Raw genomic sequence first — 23,976 nt, forward strand, 5'->3', positions numbered from 1 at the left:
CGCAGCAAATGATACGAAGTAATGACAAGCAGAGAAAAAATACTCGCCGCGGTTAAGCAGAATCAGCCAGAAAGTGTACCTATGCCGGATATTGCTTTTTTAACGGGCGAACCTGTAGAGGCGACCGAGAAATTTGTTACCACGCTAACCACCATTGGCGGTAGGGTTTACCGTGTAGGCAGCTATGATGAAATAGCGGCTATTGTTAAACAAAATTATACCGGCGGGCAACGCATCATCACCCTGATACCCGAACTGGCTGAAATTACCACCGAAGTTTTCGCCCCGCAACCTGCCGCCCATCATTTGCAGGATGTGGAACTGGCCGTACTAAAGGCCCACTTCGGCGTGGCCGAGAATGGCGCCGTTTGGGTTACCGAGGAACTGTTGGGTCACCGGGCCTTACCTTTTATTACCCAGCATTTGGCCGTAGTAGTTAACGCTGCCGATATTGTACCTACCATGCATCAGGCCTACGCGCGTAATATTGATCTGAGTTATGGCTACGGCGCGTTTATAGCCGGGCCATCCAAAACTGCTGATATCGAACAATCACTGGTCATCGGCGCGCATGGATCGAGGAGTATGACGGTGTTTTTGATGGGGTGATAATGTTTGGTGTTGGTGGCAATTTAACCACAAAGGTCACAAAGGTTTTTCACAAAGAGCACAAAGCCTTTATATCTTAATATTAAACTCTAATAGCTTTGTGTTCTCATTTTCTAAAGACTTTCTTGTTAATATAGGCCTTTGTGTTCTTTGTGGTTAATACGCTTCTCATTCCTTTGTGCCCTTTGTGGTTAAATAACCACTATGGCAAAAATCACCCGCATGTCATCAAATAAAACACATTGATAAATTTCGATATATCTATTTACATTTGTTCAGGAAAAGGAAATAGTTGTGGACTTAAAAAAATTTGAGCGCATATCCAAGGCGCTTAGCGACCCCAACCGGGTTTGCATTTTGCAGGAGATCAAGAAGAAGAATAACTGCCTGTACTGTACCGAGATACATGATTTCGTCACCCTGGCCCAACCATCCATCTCGCACCACGTAAAGCAGCTTACTGATGCCGACCTGATCATCCCGCAAAAAGAGGGGCGTAACCTTAAATATACGCTGAACGAAGAAGTGCTGGACGAATACATCAGTTACCTTAACCAGTTTAAAGGGTAAATAGCTTGTATTCCCGCTCTTTCTTAAATATAGATAATATATCGAAATATTTAAATTTATCAATATGAAAAATCAATCATCACAACTTATTAAGCCGGCTGCCGGATGCGGCCCGTTTAATACTGCGCTTTAGCGCAGCCGCTTTTCTTCATCATCAATAATATATCGAAATATTTAAATTAATGAATATATGAATACGCAAATCAAATCAAAAACTATTATACAGGGTGCATTGCTCATCAGTCTTGTCGCGCTAACCTTGGTATGGGCAGGCTGCAATACCGAAGCTAAGAACACACCGCCCGCGCAAAAAGCTGCCGCGGCACCAGTTGGTGTGCCGGTTGATGCCATTGTGCTGAAAGCCGAAACCATTAAAGACGAAATGGAAGCCACCGGGACATTAGTAGCCAACCAGTTTGTAGACATTGTGAGCGAACTGAACCGCAAAGTAGTACGTGTAAATGTTAAAGAAGGCAGCACGGTAAGCACCGGTGCTTTATTATTCCAACTGGATGATGCCGACCTGCAGGCCCAGCTTGAACAATTAGTTCAACAACAAAAACTTGCCCGCCTGAACGAGCAGCGCCTTAAAGACCTGATACAGCACCGGGCCGTTATCCAGCAGGATTACGACCAAACTTTTACTAATCTGAAAGTGATTGACGCGCAGGTGCAGCAACTGAAGGTAATGATAGAGAAAACACGCATCCGCGCGCCGTTTAGCGGGCGTATCGGTATCATCCATGTATACCCCGGCTCGTTTGTTACCCCGCAAACGGTAATGACCAATTTGGAAGATTATACCCGCCTGAAGCTTGATTTTACCGTGCCCGAAAAATATGCCGCCATCCTGCGCGAAGGCAGCCGTATCGGTTTCAGTGTAGAATCGAACACCAAAACTTATACCGCTGTGGTGCAAGCACACGAGTCTAAACTGGACCAGAACACCCGCACATTGCTGATCCGCGCTGTGAGCGATAACCCTAAGGATGAACTGCTGCCCGGCCAGAGTGCCCGCCTGAAGATTGCCCTTAATTCGGCCAATAACCAGCTGATGGTGCCATCGCAGGCGCTGATGCCATCGTCGCAGGGCTATACGGTTTACGCGGTTAAAAACGGTAAGGCAACCATGGTGCCTATCCAAACCGGTCAGCGTACCGATAGGAACGTGCAGGTGCTGAGTGGCCTTGCCGCCGGCGATACCCTGGTTACCAGTAACCTGATGCGCCTTAGCCCCGGCTCGGCTGTACAGCTGGCCACTATTAATTCAACTCAAAACTAATTAACCATGAGTGCTATATCTCAAACAAGCATATCCCGGCCCGTGCTGGCAGGTGTAATGTCGGTATTACTGATATTATTCGGCATCGTGGGCTACACATTTTTGGGTACCAGGGAGTACCCGGTTACCGATTCGCCGATAGTGACTATCACTACCGTATACCCGGGCGCCAGCGCCGATATCATCGCGTCGCAGGTAACCAAGCCGTTGGAAGAGGCCATTGCCGAAGCCAACGGGATCCGCGCCATCTCATCGGTATCGCGCGAGCAGGTGAGTATGATCACCGTAGAATTTAACCTGAGCACCGACCTGGAAGCCGCTGCCAACGATGTACGCGACAAGGTATCCAAATCGCGCCAGCAGTTGCCTACCGATATTGAACCTACCGTGGTAGAAAAATCGGGCCCGCCCGATATCCTGGTGTTCCTTACCGTAAAAAGCAAGACCAAAAGCCTGGAAGATGTTACCGATTTTGTGAACATCAACATTAAAGAAAGCCTGCAATCCATCCCCGGCGTTAGGCTGGTGGATAGCTATGCCGGCCGCAAACGCTCCATGCGCTTAAGGATGGACCCGGTTAAAATGGCATCGTACGGATTAACCCCATCAGACATACAAGACGCTTTACAGCGCGAGAACGTCGATTTGCCAAGTGGCCGTATCGAAGGCCAAAACAACGAAGTTACCCTGCGTACCCAGGGCCGTTTGGTTACCGAGAACGATTTTAATAACATGATCATCAGCCAAAAGGATGGGGCTATTGTGCGCTTCCGCGATATTGGTACGGCGGTAATGTCGTCGGCAAACGAGCGTACGGCTATGATCGAGTTCAGCGGCAAAACGGCCAGCTTTGGCGTGGGTACAGGCGTGCAGCCACAGCGCGGCGCTAACTCGCTGGCCATTGTAGAAGATTTTAAGAAGAAGTTCGAAGAGATCAAAAAGAACGCTCCGGCAGAATATGATATCGCTTTGGGTAAAGATTTTACCGTTCCGGTGCGTAATTCGCTGTCGGAGGTAAAGGAAACCCTGATCATCGCCTTTGGACTGGTGGCCATCATCATCTTCATCTTTTTACGCGACTGGCGCAGTACCATTATCCCGCTGGTGGCTATCCCGGTATCCATCATCTCGGCGTTCTTTATCATGTACGTAGCGGGTTTCAGTATCAACGTATTAACCTTGTTAGGTTTGGTACTTGCCATCGGCCTGGTTGTGGATGATGCCATTGTGGTGCTGGAAAATATCTACAGTAAGATAGAGCAGGGGATGACCCCGATAGAGGCTGCCCGCAAAGGTGCTAACGAGATCTATTTCGCGGTAATATCAACCACGGTAACACTGGCTGCAGTGTTTTTGCCCATCTTATTCCTTGGCGGGATAACCGGGCGGCTGTTCCGCGAGTTTGCCATTGTGGTATCGGGATCGGTACTGATATCGGCCTTTGTGGCGCTAACCTTATCGCCTATGATGAGCGCCTACCTGCTAAAAGCCGGATCGGCACATAACTGGCTGTATCGCAAAACCGAGCCGTTTTTTGTGGCCATAAATAATGGCTATGGGCGTTCATTGGCCTTCTTCCTCAAATTCAGGTGGCTGGGCTTCGCTTTGCTTATCCTGTCGTTCGGGCTGGTATACTTTATTATGCCTAAGCTGCCGTCGGAACTGGCGCCGCTGGAAGACCGCTCGATGATCGGTTTGGCCGTAATAGCCCCCGAGGGTACATCGTACGAAAGTATGGAGAGTACCATGAAGGATATAGGCAATTTTGTGAACGATTCCATCCCCGATCTGCATGCCGGGCGCACCTATTCGGGTATAGCGGCCAGCGTGGGCACTTTGGCACAGCCGGTTAACGGCGGTTTTCAGTGGATCTTTTTAAAAGATCCTAAAGAGCGCCAAAGCAAAATGACGCAGCAGCAGATCTACCAGAAACTGGCCGTGGCTACGCAACGATTCCGCAATGTAATGGTGATCCCGATACAAACCCCAACTATTGGCGGCTTTGTAACCACCCAACCCGTGCAATACGTAATTAAGGCGCCCGATCTGCAGCAACTGATCAACGTGATGCCGAAATTGATGGGGGCGGTGTATACCAACCCTAAACTGACCTTCCAGGACCCTGACTTTAAGATCAACCGCCCGGAGATCAGCATCTCTATCGACCGCCAGCGTGCCGCCCAGTTAGGTATCTCGACACAGGAAATAGGCAAGACCCTGCAACTGGCCCTATCAGGCCGCCGTTACGGCTACTTTATCTATAACGACAGGCAGTACGAAGTGATCGGCCAGTTAGACCGTAAAGAACGATCGGCCCCTTACGATCTGCGTTCGCTGTTCCTGAAAGCGGGCAATAGCCAGATGGTATCGCTGGATAATTTAGTGAACCTGAAAGAGGGAATCAGTCCACCGGCTATTTACCGTTACAACCAATCGTACGCGGTAACTATTAACGCAACCCCGGCGCCCGGCGTTAGTTTGGGCGAGGCTTTGCAGGAAATGGACAAGATAGCCGCCAAAGAATTGCCTAAAGGTTTCAGCACCGCGCTGGCCGGCCAAAGCCGCGATTTTAGCGAAAGCAGTTCGAGTTTGATCTACGCGTTCCTGTTTGCCATTGTGTTGATCTATTTGGTGCTGGCCGCGCAGTTTGAAAGTTTGATAGATCCGTTCATCATCCTGTTAACCGTGCCGATGGCCGTTACCGGGGCCGTGCTGAGCCTGTGGTTTACCGGGCAGACGATGAACATCTTTAGCGAGATCGGCATTATTATGCTTATCGGTCTGATCACCAAAAACGGTATCCTGATAGTAGAGTTTGCCAACCAGAACAAAGAAGAAGGCCAAAGCAAAATGGATGCTGTGCGCAACGCCGCCATCTCCCGCTTCCGCCCGATTTTGATGACCACGCTGGCCATGATCTTCGGTACACTGCCCATTGCCGTGGCTACGGGCAGCAGGCAATCGCTGGGTATTGTGGTAGTAGGCGGGCTGGTGTTTGCCGGTATCCTTACCCTTTATGTTATCCCGGCTGTTTACAGCTTCTTCAGCAGGGCGATGCGCCATAAAACGGCCACCACCCATCCCGAAGAGCAAACAGCTTCACCTGTTGAATTAACCATATGAAAAATCAATATAACGCGCACCTGCTGGCATGGCTGGTGCTTGTCATCCTCGTTTTTGCTATATCAAAAACGCATGCCCAAAGCATTAGCCTGGGTATGAACGACGCGGTTAAAATGGCCGTTGCCCATAACCGCGAATTAAAAAGCGACTCGCTGAATATTGGCCGTGCGCAGCAACAAACCATTGTATCAAAAGCCCTGTTGTTGCCTAACATCGGCATCACCGGGCAATATCAGCGCTATTTCCAAAAGCCGGTTTTCTTCGGACTGGGTAGCGGCGCGCCAACCACGTCAAAGGCCGTACCCTATAGCCGTTTCGGCGGCGACGACCAGGTGGGCGCGACGGTAGGTTTAGTACAATCGCTGTACAACCCATCGGCTGTGGCCGGGTTAAAGCAAGCCAAATTGTACGAACAGCAATCTGTTTTGCTTTACCGCGATAAAGAGGCCGATGTAACCGCCACCGTAAAACAGGTTTACCTGCGTATGCTGGTGCTGGCCAAAAGGCTGCAACTGCAAATGGAAAGCATCACCCGTAACAAAAAAGCGCTGGAAGATTCGCGCTCGCTGCTGGCACAGGGTAAGGCCCTGCGTGTGGATACCCTGCGTGCCTACACCAACCTGCAAAACCTGCAACCCGATATTATGCGCCTGACTTACGCCATTAATGTAAGCCGCCAGCAGCTAAAAGTTTTGCTGGCGCTGGAAGAAAAGGCCGAGTTGACCCTCACCGATTCGTTATCGTACAACGTGGCCGATGTGCTACCCGACGAAAGCGGTGTTTACACCGAGGCCCTGCACCAGCGCCCCGACCTGAAAGCGTTGGAACTGAACAAAACCATTAGTCTGAGCGAGGTAGATGTGGCTAAAGCCGGTAAAATGCCGGTGCTGAACCTGATTAGCGCCTACCAGGTGCAAAGCCAGGCCAATGGCTTTAAATGGGGTGGCAGCAGCTGGCCGCCGGTATCGTACGCGGGTTTACAATTCGCTATCCCGCTTTTCTCGGGCAATGCCAATAAGGCTAAGATAGCCCGGGCAAGGATAGGCGCAGAGCAATCGGCCGTGAACTATACCAACGCGCAGGAGCAACTGCGCGTAAGCGTGAAGCAGGTGGTAGCCAACCTGGCCGAAACCACGCAACGCATACAAGTGCAAAACAAGGTGGCCGAAACAGCAGCGCTTAGCTACAGCATTACCCAGTACCGTTACGAAAGGGGCGTAGCATCGCGCCTGGAACTGCTGGATGCCGAACTGGGACTGACCACTGCCAAATCAAACTACCTGGAGGCAGTGTATGATTATCAGTCGGCCAGGATAGATTTGGAGCGGGTGCTGGCTGCCAAAGGAAATTAATAACCAACATCATCGTTTTTAAAGCCGTGTGGACTGAGGTGCACACGGCTTTTTTGTTTTGCCGCTTGTATCAACACAAAACGTCATTCTGAGCGATAACGAAGGATCCCAAACTGTGCATTACCGCTCTGCTTACCGGGATTACTCACCCCGACTACGCTACGCTGGTCGGCCCTCTCTCTTCGGCTGCGCCGGAAAGAGGGCAGGAGCAGTTGCTGCAATGTAGCGAGGGGTTTCAAACCTTGTACTGGCTTCAGTCTGTGACTGAAGCCTTAAGATATCTGCAAGTCTGTGACTTGCGCATGCCTAAAGTCATAGACTTTAATTTATCCGTAGGCTTCAGTCACAGACTGAAGCCAGTGAGGGGTCATCCTGTGCAATAGCAAAGGATCCCAAACTATGCATTACCGCTATGCCTACCGGGATTACTCACCCCGACTACGCTACGCTGGTCGGCCCTCTCTTCGCTGCGCGGAAAGAGGGCCGGAGCAGTACGGCAATGTAGCGAGGGGTTTCAAACCCCTCACTACGTTATTTCATCCCCTCTTTCGCCAAAGGCGAGAGAGGGTGCCCGGGCGAAGCAACGGGCGGGTGAGTCTACCCTTGGTTAGTTTACACGCGCTATAGCCACCTTTATACTCCCGGTTGTACTTTATAATCAGAATGACGAAGTTTTTTTGAATAACAAGTCCCTTTATCGACACAATCCCTCCATTTACCGATACCCTTTTCCGTGCCTGTAACCGGCTTGTTACTTTTGGTTTAACTAATTGAAATTAAAACTAACGCATAGGAGATAACAAGATGGAAAGGAAGAACTTTTTAAAAAGCCTGGTGATAGGGGCGGCATCAGCATCGGCAATAATAGCCTGCAAAAAGGACGGCGTATCAAACACCGACACCAGCACCGGGACAACCACTACCACCACAGGCGGCGCTACCACAACCAATGGCTGCACCGTAGCGCCCGACGAAACCGAAGGCCCTTTCCCCACCCATACCCCGGCATCGTATGTGCGCAGCGATATCCGCGACGACCGTACCGGTTATAAACTGACCGCCAAGCTCACCGTGGTGAACCATAACAATAACTGTAACGCGCTGTCGGGTTTACTGGTAGATATCTGGCATTGCGACGCGGCCGGTAACTACTCTGAATATGGCGGTACCACCATGCAGAGCACCAACTATACATCGGTACACTTCCTGCGCGGCCGCCAAACCACCGACTCGACCGGCACGGTAACCTTTACCACCATTTTCCCGGGTTGGTACAGCGGCCGGGCTACGCATATCCATGTGCATATTTACAGCGCGTCAGGCACATCGTTAAAAGTTACACAAATCGCGTTCCCTGAAGGTGCAAACACCGCGCTTGTAGCGGTGAACGGCTACAGCAAGGGCATGAGCGGTTATACTTATAACAAAAGCGACGGCATCTTCAGTGATGATACCGCCGGTATTGAAATTGCCACGGTAACCGGTAATACTACCGATGGTTTCGCCCTGTCGATCAACCTTGCAGTGAACGCTTAATTACAATTCGATATCCCCCAATAAAACAGAGACGCTAAGGGCCGAAACCCTGCGCGTCTTTTCACATTTATAAAAATGAATAAACGGATCATTACCCTTTGCTATCGAAAGATCATCAGGCCAAACGCCGCCTTACCCTGGGATAAAATGGTGCACGGGGACAGCTATATGGAGTTTAAAATGCAGGCGCAAAACTTCAGCGCGGGCACACCTTATACCAGCTATGCCCAACTGTTGCAGCATTTCCCCAACGCGCAAAAGCTTACTGGTATGGTAACGCCATCGGTAACGGGGTATGTGCAGCAACTGGGCGGTATCCTCCCCGAGATACTGAATACGCTGGGCCGCCGCTTTTTACGGATCCGTTCGTTTCAGTTCGAGATCATCAATTCGGATATTAACGACAGGGATAAGCACGTAGTGGCCATCAACTTCTTTAGCGAACCGTTGATCTGGCATGATACGATAAATAATTATCTGCTGGTATCGTCCCACAATACCGAAACCCCGAACGATGAGGATGCAGAAGCGCTGACCGAATTATTTCAGCTGCAGCCGTATTTAAATATCCACAGTGTGGCCTCACCCCAACCCCTCTCCAAAGGAGAGGGGCTTTAGAACTTGCAAGGCAAGTCCTCTCCTTTGGAGAGGATTTAGGTGAGGCTTCTAACTTTAAAAAAACAGCTAACATGCAAAAACTAACCCCCGGACAAATTTACCTGGCCGATCAGCGCGGTGTAACCCAAACCGGCAAGCTGACCCGCTGCTGCACGTTTAACTATGGCGATTATGCAGACCCGCACCGTAAACCGTTCGGTTCGCTGCTTACGCTGAACGATGAGCTGTATGCGCCAGGTCAAAGGGTAAGCTACATTGCTACACACGCGTTGTGGTCGGTTATTATCCCCATCACCGGCGAGGTAGATTGGAAGGATGACCTGGGCCATACCGGCACGGTGGATGTTGGCCAGGTGCAGGTACGCTACCTGCCAGCTGGAAATATCATCGAATTGAATAACCCTTACAACGATGAGCAGATCAATTTCCTGTACCTTGAGTTCAGGGCCGATCCGCTGGGATTATCAACCTTGTTACCTAAATTATACGAGTTTGAGTTTGAAGGCAGGCAGAACCAGTTGATTGATGTATTGCAGGGCGAGCAACCGGAATCGCTGAAGCAATTGCCGTTCAAATTGCACATCGCCCGTTTTGATGGCCGGGAGGAAGCACTGTATCCTGTGCCCGATGGCGGTCTGTTCTTCGCCTTTGTAATAGCCGGTGCTTTTGAACTACAAGGCCGCCTGATGCACCAGCGCGATGGTCTGGCGCTATGGGACCTGCACGAAGCCGATATGGAAGCCCTGAGCAATAGCGCGGTAATACTGGTGCTGGAAATGCGAAAGTAACGGGCACAAAAAAAGCAGGCTTAGGGGAGCCTGCTCTCGGAATGAAAAAATTCCGGCTACGGATGGGATCGTGCTAAAATAAAATTCGTTTTGCCTGCTTACCGGTAACCGGTATTGTTCATACTTTTCTTTTTCTCTTCGTGCCTGATCATTAGTTCAGGTATCCTTTTCGCACCGATGAATAGCAATACGGCTATCATCATCAGTAGCACTTCTTGTCCGCCAAACCCGTTCATTTTATGTTTAATTAATTAGTTAGCTAAATTTATCAAACCTGTTCAAAAAGATTGCCAAAGTATCGGTAAAACCGCTTTTTGTATCGATAGAAGCTATTCCCACGTAAAGGTTTGCATTAATTTTTAATTAAATAAGCGGCGGCTGTTTATCTATGTGGTTAAACCTCGCCAGGTATGCCGACCAAATTCCCCAAATATACCCGTATATTGCTTTTAGGTTTAATGCTGTAGAATTACCAGACCATAGCGCGGCCAAAATTACCCCTAAGCAGGGATGATATCAGTACTATTCAAGCATCCATAAAAAATAAGCAGGACTTAATTCATCCGTTTGTAGTGAAAGTCAACCCGTTTGCGGTTGCCTTGTATATTGCCATCTATCCAGGCGTTTATCGAATCTTTGCTGACAAACTGATAGGCCACCACCTGTGGGTAATCGTGATCGGGATTGCTGAAGGTATACACGCCCTTGTATGATGATATCAGTTTAAAGGGCACCGGCTTGCCCTCGTTTTGCCCGTTAACGGTAGGGATATAAAAGATATAACCGTCTTTCATGGTCAGTTGTACGTTTTCTTCAACGGTGGTATCCGTACCTGACACGCGGAAGCCGCGACCGCTCAGTTCGGTATCGTTGGTCTTTCGCCATTGCTCGCAGATATAATAGCCTTTGGCGCTTTTCATTTTCCAGGTTCCTCCGGTTAACTGGTGTAGTGGCTTAAAGGTATCCTGCTGCACAATTGGAGTAAATGCTGCCAGCAGAAAAAGAGCGGCTAATAAACAGAAGTACTTCATGGCGTTAATATTAGATTAATGTTTAAAGCCTCACCCCAACCCCTCTCCGGGGGAGAGGGGCTTCTAAGAATTTCTAAATCTTCTCCAAAGGAGAGGATTTAGGGGAGGCTCCTTAACTCAAATTTAACACAAAACGCGCATTATCCGCATACCCCGTTTAGGGGGATATTTATTAGTGTAAACGGCATATCGGGTGGTGTAATCAGCATATCTGCAGGAAATTATGCGGCGGATATTTGGTTAAAAATATCACAAGATCATGAGAAACAAATTTTTTATGGCATGCATAGTCTTAGGATTGTCGGCCGCAGTAAACACAAGCTACGCTACAGATGGTATAGCCCCCAGCTATAAGGACGTAATTAATAATTATATTGATGGCTGCATGAACGGCAATGCCAAAAAACTGGACAAAGTATTAAGCGATGACGCCAGCGTGAAAATTCCACGCGCCGATGTAGTATTGGTACACAATAGAGAAGGATTGATAGCGCAGATGAAGGCTGATGGCGCTACCCATCAAAATTGTGAATCGAAATACGAGGTGCTGGATAAAAGCGACGCTATTGTAATTGCCAAGGTTGATTTTAAATACAACGAATTTACCCAGCACAACTACATTACCCTTGAAAAGAACGAAAACAAGGAGTGGAAGATAACCCAGGTGTGCCGCTTTTTTGAAGATGTAAAACCAAAGGCCGAAGCTATGCCGGATGTAACCGCGAGTACAGGAAAGGTGGGGAGGTAAGGTAAAAGCGCAGGCCGTGTGCGATTCCCTCCCACGGGGATGGGGTAGGGAGGAGTTTAGCCGCAATGCAATATCGTATAAACCCCTCCCTGCCACCACACAACCGATTACACCCCTCCCCAGGGAGGGAACTAAAAGCCTCTTCGAAATAAGAGGTAACATTAATCACCCCATTCGGGTGATTTTTTTTATTTTTAAATTAGCTTTATTTTGAATTGGGAAATTAACTATTGCCGCAAGTTTATATACATATAAAATTGAAGAGAATATCACTACACATATCGCGGCATTTTTTAGCTTTTGCACTATCGGCCTGTATATTACTGCTTTGCAAATTACCCGCGCACGCGCAACGATATACGTTTACGCATTACGATATCGAGAACGGGCTGATCCAATCGCAGGTTAACCGGATATACCAGGATAATAACCACCGCATATGGATGGGTACGCTTGGCGGTGCCTGCCGGTATGATGGGATGGATTTTTACGGCGTATCTAAAGCCAGCGGGCTGATCAACAACTTTGTAAGTTCGGTTTTTTGCGATAAGCAGGGCACGGTTTGGTTTGGCACTAACAGGGGGCTGGCATGCCTGAAAAATCAAAAGCTATATAATATTACGCCGCCTGCAGGGCTTAAAGAGATCTGGGTATCGCGCCTTACGCAGGATGCATCGGGCACGGTATGGGGTATTATGTATAACCACCTGTTTAAGGTGGTGGGTAACCGGGTGGTGCTACAAACCATAAACGGTATGCCCAATTCGGTAACTACAGTTAAGGCTAACGGGCAGGGCCAGCTTTTTGCTTTTGTGAGCGGGATGGGCCTATACACCCTAAAAGGGGGAACGTGGCAAAGTGTTGTACTGCTGCCTAAGGAAATGCAGGATATTTACGGCGTAAAGATCGTATTCGATAAACTTAACGCTAACCGTATTTTCCTGCAGAGTTACCGGTACCTCTTCACTATCGAAAATAATACCATTACATCATACGCTACCGAATTGCTAAAAGACGTTCATAAGGGCTTTTTAACCATGGAGCAGGATGCCGCCGGCAAGATCTGGATAGGCACCACCGGCGGGGCGTATTGTATTGATGGCGATAAGCTGATCGCCTTCGATTCGCATAATGGTTTTAGTGATGCCTCGGTATCCGATATTTATCGAGATAGCGACGATAATCTTTGGCTGGGCACCCAGGGCAACGGCCTTTACCGGTACGATGGGGACGATTATGTGATCTATACCCAATCAGACAAGGCCAAGGAAAGCCCTATTGTGATGGGTTTAGGGTTTGACCAACAGCAAAATGTGTTATTAGGCATTGATGGCGGCGGCATAGCCCGGTATAATGGGAAAACGATAGAAACCTTATGGCTGCCGGCTGATATGCCCAACTCGCGCAAGGTAGAGTGCCTGTATAAAGATCGCAACGGCCTGGTTTGGGTAGGTACCAGCCTGGGCGGGATCTGGCAGTATGATGGCAGGCAGTTTAAGATGGTAAAGGGTACCGACCGCAATTCGGTAACCAGTATCAGGGAGGATTCGGAAGGCCAGCTTTGGTTTGCTACCCCATCGGGGCCGTATTATTACGATCAGCAACATGTGATGCAGTCGGTGGGGCTTAATATCTTCTCGTCGTCGTTGCTGCCATTGGGGAAGGATAGTATGCTGGTGGGTACGCAGGAGGGCGTGGCGCTGGTGGTTAATAAAAAATTGGTACCCGATTTTAAAATAGGGCGGCTGGGCACAACCACCATCTTGTGCATGATAAAGTACAAAAACCTGGTGCTGATAGGTACCGACGACGACGGGCTTTATATATGGGAGCGCTCAACCGGCCGTATGCGCAAATACCAGGTGCAGGGCGGCCTGAAGGCCAACGCCATTTACAGTTTGGCTGTCGATGATCACGACCTGGTTTGGGCAGGTACGGGGCGTGGGGTAAGCCGGTTTAAATTAAATACCCGTAGCCTGGATATCGAAGTCATCAGCACCGGCGAATCGAAAGACCGCATTGTCGAATCGAACCAGAACGCTATCATTTATAACAATAATAAAATGATCCTTGGTACCACTAAGGGACTTACCGTTTACAATACCGCGCTACCCACAACAACAGGGCCGGCGCCGCATATTATCATTAATGCCATCAAATTGTTCGGGCAGGATAATTCAAAGTCTACCATCATTACCAACCCAAAGGCAACCGACCGTTTAGTGTTGTCATCCGGGCAAAATCACCTGGCTATCGCATTTTTGGGCGTATTCCTGAAAAGCCCGGAAAGCGTAACCTATCAATACCGCTTAAACGGGTTGGACGATAAATTTTGCGCCCCGGTAAAAAATGATATGGTAGATTACCCATCGCTGCCCCCCGGGCATTACACCTTCGAGGTGAGGGCCATTGGTGGCGACGGACAGGTATCAAAAAATACGGCGACATTCAGTTTCGAGATCACGCCGCCGTTCTATCGCACCTATATTTTCCAGTTGGGGGTGATACTGTTCCTGATATTTATTGGGGTGCTGATACAAAACATCCTGCATCAGCGTAAAATAAAACAAGAGCGCGCGCTGGAAGCCATGAAGCGTGAAGAAAAGCTAAAGATCCGTCAGCAAACTGCCGAGGATTTTCACGATGACCTGGGCAATAAGTTGACGCGTATTACGGTACTGTCCGATATCCTTGACGCCAAACTGGCTAAGGACGAACCTGAGCAGAAGAAGCTGGTATTGCAGATCAAACAGAACGCATCGGCACTATATAACGGTACGCGCGATATTCTTTGGGCCATGGATCCGAAAAGTGATAACCTTTACGAGGTGTTGAACCACATTAAGGAAACCGGGATCGAGATATTTGAAGATACCCATGTAGAGTTTCGCTTCGATGGCATCAGCGAGGAACTATCGGCCATAAAACTGCCGATGGAATATAGCCGCAATATCACCATGATATTTAAAGAGTTGCTTAACAACTCGCTGAAACATGCCGAGGCACACCATGTAAAGGTGGAATTTACGCAGAATGATAAGGATGAGGCTACCATCCGCGTAAGCGATGACGGCATTGGCTTTGACCCCGGTACCAATAAAAAAGGCCACGGCATTAACAATATAAAGGCCCGGGCCAAGCGTATAGACGGGCAGATCAATTGCCTGTCGGAAAAAGGCCAGGGCGCTGTAACCGAATTAACCTTCAGGATAACTAAAAGGGCCTGATACAAACCGTATATTTGATGGAAATGGAACGCGACATAAAAATTGTGATTATTGAGGATGACGAGACCATCCGCACCGGCTACACCTTTCTGATCGGGAATACCGATGGATACGAGGTGGTGAACGCCTACGCCAGTTATGACGAAGCCGCCAACCATTTAGCCGCCGACCGCCCCGATGTGATCTTGCTGGATATTGAACTGCCCGGCACCAACGGTATCGAAGCCTTGCCCAAGATCAAAAAGATTTTGCCCCATTGCTATGTGCTGATCTTAACGGTTTACGAATCGCAAAAACAGATCTTCGACGCGTTGGCTAATGGCGCATCGGGCTACCTGACAAAAGGTACGCCTGCGGTGAAGATCATCGAATCGATAAAAGAGGTAAAAGAAGGCGGCGGCCCCATGAGCGTGAACATTGCCCGCATGGTGATCTCGTCGTTCATGAAGAACCAGGATTCGCCGCTATCCAAACGCGAAACCCAGATCCTGGAACTGGTGGTTGAAGGCAAAAGCCGCAGCCAGATAGCCAAGGAATTGTTTATTGATTTGGAAACGGTACGCAGCCACATCAAAAACATCTACCTGAAGCTGGATGTAAACTCCCGCGCCGACGCGATTAAGACGGCGAAGGAGAATAAGCTTATCTAATGTGCAGATGTGCGTATGTGCAAATATGCAAATGGATAGAATTGGTTCATTCGCACATTCGCACATCTGCATATTTGCACATTAATTCATCATCTGCACATTTGCATATCCACGCATTTGCACATTCGCAAAATCCCCCCATAAGGGTGTAAAACTATACCGGTAGTTGATTTATATTTGATATATCAATTAACTATTGTCGCATGCGTTACACTTTTACTTTTCTGCTCCTGCTTTTTACCTGCCAGATAGCCCTGTCGCAAACAGGAACCATCAACACACATATTATAGATGATAAACAGAAACCCATAGATGGGGCCACTGTTTCGCTGCTGAACGCCAAAGATTCATCGCTGGTGAAGGTCAATATCAGCGATAAGGATGGCTCGGCCGCTTTTGAATTGATCAAATATGGCAGGTACCTGTTGAGTGTAAGCAATGTGGGTTTCAAGAAGGCCAAATCGCCCTTGTTTGTATTGGATGAGGCGCATAACGCAGTTAAGTTGAACGATATCGCCCTTACTGCCGATGCATCAGCCCTGAAGGAAGTTACCGTATTAGAGAAGAAACCATTTATTGAACGGCAGGTGGATAAGGTAGTGGTGAATGTAAGTAACAGCATCGCCAGTGCCGGCAGTACCGCGCTGGATGTTTTGTCGAGGTCGCCGGGGGTACTGATCAATCAAAACGACCAGATCAGCATGAAAGGTAAGCAGGGCGTTATGGTAATGATGGACGGCAAGCCTACTTATCTTGGCGCCACCGATCTGGCCAATCTGCTGCGCAGCACGCCTGCCAACGCCATTGATAAGATAGAACTGATCACCAACCCGTCATCCAAATTCGACGCGGCGGGTAGTTCGGGTATCATCAACATCAAACTAAAAAAAGACCAGCGCTACGGCACCAACGGTTCGCTGGCGTTGAATGCGGGGCAGGGGGTATACGCCAAATCAAACGCGGGTATCAATCTTAATTATCGTAACAGCAAGGTGAACGTGTTCGGTAATTATAATTATGCCTACCGCACCAGCTTTAACCACCTTGCGCTGGAGCGCGAGTTTTATACCAACGGCGCGGTAAATGGCGCGTATCAGCAGGATAACTATTTAAAGTTCCCGGTTGAAAGTAATTTGGGTAAGGTTGGGGCCGATTTCTTTACATCGCCTAAAACTACCATTGGTGTAGTGTTTACCGGTAATACCACGGGATTGAATACTACGGTAAACAATTTCTCGGATGTGCAGAACGCCGCCTTGCAAAACACATCGTACTTTACCACCGGCGCGCATAACCATGCCCGCGCAAAAAACTTTACCGCCAACGTAAATTTTAAACATACGGCCGATACCAGCGGGCGCGAGCTAACATCGGACTTTGATTATGCCCATTACGGCAGCAACGTGGAGCAGAACTACGATACCGAATACTTTAACCTGGACAACACACTACAGAAGCCAGCGCAATTGCTGAAGGATTATCAGTTAGGCCAGTTGGATATCTACTCGGTAAAAGCCGATTACGTAGTACCGATGAAGCACAAGCAGAAACTGGAGATGGGCATAAAAACCAGCTACGTGCGTGCTGATAACGACCTGACCTTTTACAACATCGTTAGCAATGTAGCCAAATACGACAGCACCCAAAGCAACCACTTTATTTACGACGAGAATATCAACGCCGCTTACCTGAGCTACAACAAAAGCTTCAGCAAGTATAAGGTACAGTTTGGCATGCGCGCCGAGCAAACCAATGCCAGGGGCAACCAGATAGCTACCCAAACCAGGTTTAAAAACAGCTATGTGCAGTTGTTCCCCAGCATGTTCATCAACGATAAAATTAACGAGCAGAACGAGTTGAACCTGTCCATCAGTCGCCGTATTGACAGACCAACTTACAAGCAGCTAAACCCGTTCAAGTTTTATCTCGACCCAAGCACCTACGTAGAGGGTAATCCTTACCTGAAGCCGCAGTTAACCTACCAGGCGCAGCTAAGTTATACCTATAAACAAAAGTATAATGTTACGGCCAGCTACAGCAAAACTACCGATAACATTACCAGCATCCTGATCCCCAACCAAACCCTTAACCGGGTAACCATCCAAACCGATTTGAACCTGGCCACTTACGATAACTATGGCCTCAGCTTCTCGCTGCCTGTTGAGCCTGCCAAATGGTGGAACGTGGAGAATAACCTGAATTTTTATTATAACCGCTATTCGGGCAATTTGGCAAACACACCGCTAAACAGTGGGCTGGTAGCTTTCGATATCAACAGCAGCAGCAGCCTCACCTTTTCTAAAAAAATGAGCGCCGAGTTTAATGCCGTGTATACATCGCGCAATGTGTATGGCTATTTGGGGATAAAGCAGGTGGTAGAGTTTTCGGCAGGGATACAGCGGCTGATCCTGGCCAATAAAGGTTCATTGAAACTGAATATTACCGATGCACTGTACAGCAATAAACTTATAGGTAATACCACTATCGATAATTACAGCGAAACATTCAGGCGTGGTATCGAGTCGCGGGTGGCTACGCTGGCCTTTACCTATCGGTTTGGCAGTAATAAGGTGGCCGGCGCACGCAAGCGCAGCGGTGGGGCCGAGGATGAGAAGAAAAGGGCGAATGGGTAAGGGGCCGAGGTGGCGGGTACTCACCCGGTCGTTGCTTCGCTCGACCACCCTCTCTTGCCTTTGGCAAAAGAGGGAACATATGACCGTAGCGATGGGTTTTATACCCATCGCTACACCGCAGATGCAGTCTTCCCGCCCTCTTTGCGCGCAGCGAAGAGAGGGCGGATCAGCGAAGCGTAGTCGGGGTGAGTAAACAAAGCGATAAGAGAACTAGCGAAACGAATATGAAAACACTCAACATCCTCACCACATTCCTGCTCTGTAGCTTGACGGCCGCCGCGCAGGATAAAGCCCCGCAACCCACCGTTAAATGGAAATTTCAGGCTAATAGCGCCATCATGGCATCACCGGTGGTAAGCGATGGGGCGGTTTATTTCGGCAGCCTGGACAGTAGCTTTTACGCGCTGGATGTAAATACAGGCTCCCAGAAATGGAAGTTTGAAACCAGGGGGCAGATCCGGTCTACCGCGGCTATCCATAATAACAAACTCATTTTTGTAAGCGGCGATGGCCTGTTGTATTGCCTGGATAAAACTACCGGCAAAACCACCTGGACGTTTAAAACCGGCGGCGAAAAGCTATATCCGCTCTACAGCTTTGCCGATTACTACCAATCATCGCCACAAATAAAAGATGGCCGGGTTTATTTTGGTAGCGGCGATGGAAACGTTTATGCTGTTAACGAGGCCGATGGTACCCTGATATGGAAATACACCACCGGCGATATTGTACACGCCGCCCCCGCGCTGGATGGCGATATGTTGTTCGCCGGCTCGTTTGATGGGTATGTGTACGCGTTGAATAATATTACCGGGGCCCTGGTCTGGAAGTTTAAGTCTGTCGGCCAGCGGTATTTTCCTAAAGGCGAGATGCAGGGCAACCCGATGGTATTTAATGGAAAAGTGTTTGTGGGCAGCCGCGATTATAACTTTTACGCGCTTGACGAAAAGAAAGGATATGCCATCTGGAACCGCCAGTTTCCCCGGGGATGGGCCATGGCGCCGCCGGTTATTAAAGACTCGGTGTTATATGTCGGCACGTCAGATGATATGGAGATGCACGCTATGGACCCCGAGACGGGCCGCGACAAATGGAAGATCAATGTAAAGTTCAACATCTTCGGCGGCAACGCCTTTAGCGGGCAAAATATGTACTTCGGCACGCTGATCGGCAAGATGCTGGCATTGGATTATAAAACCGGCAACATCAAATGGACATTCCTTACCGATGCCTATTTAAGCAAGCGCCTGAATTATTTTAAAGAGGACGATAGCCGTCGCGACGACTTTATCGAGATCATGACAAAGCCTAACGGTCAATGGTTATCTATGCTGGCCTTAGGCTCGGTTTTTAGCACGCCAGCGGTTGTTGGTAACTATTTGATTTTCACAACGATGGATGGGAAGGCTTATTGTTTGAGCATGCCTGCATAAAATGTTAAAAAGTGTTAAAATAAAATAAATCCCCCTATCGGGGGGATAACACTACTAAATTGATAGTCTAAATTTGGAATATACAATTCAATACTTTAACTGATCGATATTGTAACTACTGCAGATGTCAGAATGCCGCTTCCGGAGCATTTTGAAGCAGATCAATTTTTTACCTTTTTTACAATAACGCGGGTAGTATTTAAAGTATGAGGATAAAGTATATTCCGTTTTTTACCGGGGATATGGAAGAGCAGATCAGGTTTTTTACTGAAAAATTAAAGTTTAAAGTTGCCGATAATGTGCAATTGTACGAGCACGCGGGTGCCACCCTGCTGCAAAGTGCAAATGGCGATGTGCAGGTAGCCATAAGCGATAGAAGGGAGTACAGAAACCATAAGAACTACGTGATACTAAGTACTGATGACTGCCTGAAGGATTACCACTCGCTGAAAGCCGAAGGATTGATCTTTACAAAAGAGCCGCATTATGTACCCGTAGGACTGGCAGCCGAGTTTTGCGACCATAACGACAACCGCTTTATGTTACTTGAGGAACGGAACTATAACGATGACCTTTAACCTGTACCGCTATGAAATACAGTAAAACACTTCGCAACAACAACACCATTTGGAGCGATACCACCAGCCATAAGCAACAAACACAATATACCAACGATTTTAACATCCGCTTTGTATTTAGCGGTGATGAAGAATATAATATCGGTCGTCGGAAACTGACTTTATACCCCGACCAGTTTTTGATATTGAACAAAGGCACCCAGTATACCAGCAAGATAGATTCGGCCAGCCCGGTCGAGTCGTTCTCGATGGGTTTTGACCAGGGCTTTCTGCAGGATTTTACCAACAGCTGGCAACTGAACGAACGCAAATTGCTTGACCGTACCAGCAGCCGTGTGCACGAATATGATTTCAGCGAAACACTATATCCCTTTAAAGGCGATATCCGCTTCAATGTTCAGCACCTGAAAAATTATATGGATAAAGGCGCCAGCAACGAGATCCTGATCAACGAGTACATGCACCATTGCCTGCTGAACTATTATACTATTTACGATAAGGAGATCTACAAAAAGATAGACTCGCTGAAGTTTTTGAACCGCAGCACCAAGGTAGAGATCTTACGCCGACTTAACCTGGCCAAGGAATACCTGCTGAGTAATTTTAATCAAAACATCAGCCTGGAAGAACTGGCCGATCATGCCTGCCTTTCGGTAAATCACCTGCTGCGCACGTTTAAGCAGGCCTTTCACCAATCGCCGCACCAGTTTTTAATGCAAACCCGGCTGCAAAGGGCCAAGTTACTGTTGAAGACCACCGATTACCCCATTAACGAGATCGTTAACCTTGTCGGCTTCGAATGCCCAAGCTCGTTCATCAGGCTATTTAAAAACCGTTACGATATCACACCTTTAAAGTTCAGGTGTTCATTATAGATTCCTTTTTTGATGGTTGACTGTGAGGGCCGGATAGTGTAAAAGCTATCCGGCCTCGTTTTTATTACCTGAAAATACCGTCATCCTGAGCAATAGCGAAGAATTTTACTCTTCCCGTCATGCTGAGCATAGCAAAGCATCCCCAATTTGCAGATCGGAAATGTATAGTTTGGGATTCTTCGTTATCGCTCAGGATGACGGGGAATTATGAGAGTGGAGATATACCTTACAGAATAGAGATCCGCCTGATGGCAGACTCGGTACCAACTACAATGCGCACAAAGTAGAAGCCACTGTTCATTTTGTTAGAGATGCTGGAGGTAAACTTCTGTTCGCCGCCTTTATCAACATGCTGCGAGAAAAGGGTTACCACTTCGTTACCCAATACATCCATAATTTTAATGTTTACGTTTGATGGGCGTGAGATGGTATATTTCAGATTGATCTGGTCGGTAACCGGGTTGGGGTAAACCTGCACATTGGTCAGCAGCTTATCATCAGGCGATGACGTAACCACGGTTTTTGCCGGCAGGCTGCCATAGGTTTTAATAACCGGCAGGTTAACGTGGAAGTTCTTCAACACGTTTTTATCCTTTTTTAAGCGGTTAAGATGCAGATAAGTGGTATCGGTTTTTTGAATCTGCGAGTTGGCTACAATAGAAAAACTCATCAGCATAGCTACTGCAAGCAATAATATACGCGAATAAATTTTAGTATAGCTTCTCCTCATATCTGGGTTTCTAAATGCAAAAGTAGGAATTAACCCTTGCATCTTTTATAATACACAGTTATTTAATATATGAATTTAACAATTTTTAACATTAATTGTAATATCCTTAGTGTGATTTTCACAATTATTTATACGTGATATAAATATTTAGGTTATCCATTAACATTTTTAATACTTTTGCAACCGCTATTAATTTAATAAAGTGTCACAACATAAAGATTTACAGAAGCTGTCCGTTGCGGGGCTTCTGATCAGTTTAGGTATCATCTACGGTGATATCGGTACATCGCCCCTATATGTATTTAAAGCGATTGTTGGCAACCATACCATAAACGAAACCCTCGTTCTCGGCGGCGTCTCCCTTGTATTCTGGACGCTCACGATGCAAACCACCCTTAAATACGTTGTTATTACCCTTCGGGCCGATAACAAGGGCGAGGGGGGCATTTTCTCACTCTTCTCGCTGGTGCGCCGAAAGGCCAAGTGGCTGATTGTACCGGCAGTAATAGGCGGCTGCGCCCTGCTGGCCGATGGTATCATTACCCCGCCCATCACCATTTCATCAGCTATTGAAGGTTTAGAACCACTTTATCCTAATATCCCTACGGTTTGGATAGTGGCGGCCATCATTACTATCCTGTTCATTATACAGCAATTCGGTACATCGCTGGTGGGCAAGGCTTTTGGGCCTATTATGTTCTTGTGGTTTACCATGATGGGTATTTTAGGCATCAGCTATATTGCCAAGATGCCGGTTGTTTTTAAAGCGCTAAACCCTTATTACGCCTACCAATTGTTACACAGCAGCAGCAGCCACGCAGCCTTTATTATATTGGGCGCGGTTTTCCTGTGTACCACCGGAGCCGAAGCTTTGTACTCAGACCTGGGGCATTGTGGCCGCAGCAATATCCGTATAAGCTGGATCTATGTTAAAAGCTGTTTAGTGCTTAACTACCTGGGGCAGGCCGTTTGGCTGATGCAGCATAATGGGCAAAAGATGGATCTGAACCTATATAATCCATTCTTCCAGATCGTACCGCAGCAGTTTTATTATGGTGGTGTGGCCATTGCCACAGCGGCGGCGGTTATTGCAAGCCAGGCCTTAATTTCAGGTTCGTTTACGCTGATATCAGAAGCGGTGCGCCTTAACCTTTGGCCAAAGGTGCGCATCAATTACCCAAGCGAGCAAAAAGGACAATTATATGTGCCCAGCATTAACTGGATACTTTGCGCCGGCTGTTTAATTGTAGTGGCCTTATTTCAGCGTTCAGAAAAAATGGAGGCTGCTTACGGTTTAAGCATTACCGTAGCCATGTTGATGACCACCATCCTGGTATCCAAATTCCTGAAAAGGCGTAAGGTGCCATCGTATATTATAGGGACTTTCCTGCTGGTATATCTCGTTATCGAGGGGACATTCCTTGCCGGTAATCTGGTTAAGTTTATCCACGGCGGCTGGTTTACTTTAACCATCGGCCTGTTCCTGTTTGGCGTGATGTGGTGCTGGCATACGGCCCGAAAGATCCGCAACCGCTTTGTGAAGTTTGTGGAGATAGAAGATTACTTCAGTATTTTACAGGAGCTGAGTGAAGATGAGAGCGTGCCGAAATACGCCTCGCAACTGGTTTACCTCACCAGCGCCAATTTCGATTCGGAAGTTGAATCGAAGATCATTTACTCTATCCTGCAAAAGCAGCCTAAACGGGCCGATGTATACTGGCTGGTACATGTTGACGTAATGGACGAGCCATATACCCGCGAGTACCGGGTTGATTTCCTGGTGCCGAATAAGGTGATCCGTGTTGACTTTAAGCTGGGTTTCCGGGTTGAGCAGCAAATTAACCTGCTGTTCCGCAAGGTGGTTGAAGACCTGGTGAAAAAGGGAGAAGTGGAAATTATGAGTAAATACACCTCGTTAAACAAGCATAAAATTGTGGGCGATTTCCGCTTCGTAGTGATCGAGAAGGTGCTGTCGCGTTCGCACGGATTGTCGTTTTTCGAGAGCATGGTGATGAAAGTTTACCAGCAATTGAAGCACCTGAGTTTATCGGAAGAACGCGGCTTTGGTTTGGACTTAAGCTTTGTGACGGTAGAAAAAGTGCCACTGATGCTTTCGAACCCGGAAGAAGTAGTGATAACGAGAATGAATTGATTGGGATAGTCCGGAAGTCAGGAAAGACGGGAAGTCCGGAA

The 23,976-nt window shown here is 47.9% G+C and carries 19 protein-coding genes; 16 read left to right on the forward strand and 3 right to left on the reverse strand.

Annotated elements, in window-relative coordinates; genetic code table 11:
• The first annotated feature begins 21 nt into the window (after positions 1-21).
• The 8 genes from HQ865_RS03685 (at position 22) to HQ865_RS03720 (ending at position 9,878) form a co-directional block, all read left to right on the forward strand.
• On the forward strand, positions 22-609 hold the full coding sequence (locus tag HQ865_RS03685) for a LutC/YkgG family protein (RefSeq protein WP_173413589.1): 588 nt from the start codon (positions 22-24) through the stop codon (positions 607-609).
• Between the two features lie 294 nt (positions 610-903).
• Positions 904-1,179 (forward strand): ArsR/SmtB family transcription factor, encoded by a 276-nt coding sequence (locus HQ865_RS03690; RefSeq protein ID WP_173413590.1) that lies wholly within the window; start codon positions 904-906, stop codon positions 1,177-1,179.
• Positions 1,180-1,369: 190 nt separating this feature from the next.
• Positions 1,370-2,461 carry an efflux RND transporter periplasmic adaptor subunit gene (locus HQ865_RS03695; protein ID WP_173413591.1) on the forward strand — a complete coding sequence of 364 codons (1,092 nt, stop codon included), beginning with the start codon at positions 1,370-1,372 and terminating at the stop codon, positions 2,459-2,461.
• Positions 2,462-2,467: 6 nt separating this feature from the next.
• A complete protein-coding gene (locus HQ865_RS03700; RefSeq protein ID WP_173413592.1) occupies positions 2,468-5,584 on the forward strand; it encodes an efflux RND transporter permease subunit in 3,117 nt (1,038 codons plus the stop codon).
• Positions 5,581-6,936 (forward strand): TolC family protein, encoded by a 1,356-nt coding sequence (locus tag HQ865_RS03705; protein WP_173413593.1) that lies wholly within the window; start codon positions 5,581-5,583, stop codon positions 6,934-6,936. Before HQ865_RS03700 ends, HQ865_RS03705 begins: the two co-directional genes overlap by 4 nt.
• Before the next feature lie 804 nt (positions 6,937-7,740).
• Positions 7,741-8,472 (forward strand): dioxygenase family protein, encoded by a 732-nt coding sequence (locus tag HQ865_RS03710; protein ID WP_173413594.1) that lies wholly within the window; start codon positions 7,741-7,743, stop codon positions 8,470-8,472.
• A gap of 75 nt (positions 8,473-8,547) precedes the next feature.
• The gene (locus HQ865_RS03715; protein ID WP_173413595.1) at positions 8,548-9,090 is read left to right on the forward strand and encodes a hypothetical protein; all 543 of its coding nucleotides are present in this window, start codon (positions 8,548-8,550) and stop codon (positions 9,088-9,090) included.
• A gap of 71 nt (positions 9,091-9,161) precedes the next feature.
• Complete coding sequence (locus HQ865_RS03720; protein WP_173413596.1) at positions 9,162-9,878, forward strand: pirin family protein; 717 nt, start codon at positions 9,162-9,164, stop codon at positions 9,876-9,878.
• 98 nt (positions 9,879-9,976) lie between these two features.
• Here HQ865_RS03720 and HQ865_RS03725 read toward each other — a convergent pair whose 3' ends face one another.
• Positions 9,977-10,114, reverse strand: a complete 138-nt coding sequence (locus tag HQ865_RS03725) for a Sec-independent protein translocase subunit TatA/TatB (protein ID WP_173413597.1) — start codon at positions 10,112-10,114, stop codon at positions 9,977-9,979.
• A 318-nt stretch (positions 10,115-10,432) separates the two neighbouring features.
• The gene (locus HQ865_RS03730; RefSeq protein ID WP_173413598.1) at positions 10,433-10,909 is read right to left on the reverse strand and encodes a DUF6265 family protein; all 477 of its coding nucleotides are present in this window, start codon (positions 10,907-10,909) and stop codon (positions 10,433-10,435) included.
• A 259-nt stretch (positions 10,910-11,168) separates the two neighbouring features.
• Between HQ865_RS03730 and HQ865_RS03735 the strand changes: the two genes are divergently transcribed.
• The 7 genes from HQ865_RS03735 (at position 11,169) to HQ865_RS03765 (ending at position 21,053) form a co-directional block, all read left to right on the forward strand.
• Complete coding sequence (locus HQ865_RS03735; RefSeq protein ID WP_173413599.1) at positions 11,169-11,657, forward strand: nuclear transport factor 2 family protein; 489 nt, start codon at positions 11,169-11,171, stop codon at positions 11,655-11,657.
• A gap of 257 nt (positions 11,658-11,914) precedes the next feature.
• Positions 11,915-14,884 (forward strand): ligand-binding sensor domain-containing protein, encoded by a 2,970-nt coding sequence (locus tag HQ865_RS03740; RefSeq protein WP_173413600.1) that lies wholly within the window; start codon positions 11,915-11,917, stop codon positions 14,882-14,884.
• 23 nt (positions 14,885-14,907) lie between these two features.
• Positions 14,908-15,534, forward strand: a complete 627-nt coding sequence (locus tag HQ865_RS03745) for a response regulator transcription factor (RefSeq protein ID WP_237073741.1) — start codon at positions 14,908-14,910, stop codon at positions 15,532-15,534.
• 203 nt (positions 15,535-15,737) lie between these two features.
• Positions 15,738-18,167, forward strand: a complete 2,430-nt coding sequence (locus HQ865_RS03750) for an outer membrane beta-barrel protein (protein ID WP_173413602.1) — start codon at positions 15,738-15,740, stop codon at positions 18,165-18,167.
• Positions 18,168-18,391: 224 nt separating this feature from the next.
• A complete protein-coding gene (locus HQ865_RS03755; protein WP_173413603.1) occupies positions 18,392-19,600 on the forward strand; it encodes an outer membrane protein assembly factor BamB family protein in 1,209 nt (402 codons plus the stop codon).
• 206 nt (positions 19,601-19,806) lie between these two features.
• Positions 19,807-20,178: a VOC family protein gene (locus HQ865_RS03760; protein WP_173413604.1), complete on the forward strand. Its 372-nt coding sequence runs from the start codon at positions 19,807-19,809 to the stop codon at positions 20,176-20,178.
• 11 nt (positions 20,179-20,189) lie between these two features.
• The gene (locus tag HQ865_RS03765; RefSeq protein ID WP_173413605.1) at positions 20,190-21,053 is read left to right on the forward strand and encodes an AraC family transcriptional regulator; all 864 of its coding nucleotides are present in this window, start codon (positions 20,190-20,192) and stop codon (positions 21,051-21,053) included.
• A gap of 226 nt (positions 21,054-21,279) precedes the next feature.
• Here the strand turns inward: HQ865_RS03765 and HQ865_RS03770 are convergent, their stop codons facing one another.
• Positions 21,280-21,783 (reverse strand): T9SS type A sorting domain-containing protein, encoded by a 504-nt coding sequence (locus HQ865_RS03770; protein WP_173413606.1) that lies wholly within the window; start codon positions 21,781-21,783, stop codon positions 21,280-21,282.
• 202 nt (positions 21,784-21,985) lie between these two features.
• Between HQ865_RS03770 and HQ865_RS03775 the strand changes: the two genes are divergently transcribed.
• Positions 21,986-23,935: a KUP/HAK/KT family potassium transporter gene (locus tag HQ865_RS03775; RefSeq protein ID WP_173413607.1), complete on the forward strand. Its 1,950-nt coding sequence runs from the start codon at positions 21,986-21,988 to the stop codon at positions 23,933-23,935.
• Positions 23,936-23,976: the final 41 nt, after the last annotated feature.

Source organism: Mucilaginibacter mali (genome assembly GCF_013283875.1).
Classification (GTDB): Bacteria; Bacteroidota; Bacteroidia; order Sphingobacteriales; family Sphingobacteriaceae; genus Mucilaginibacter; species Mucilaginibacter mali.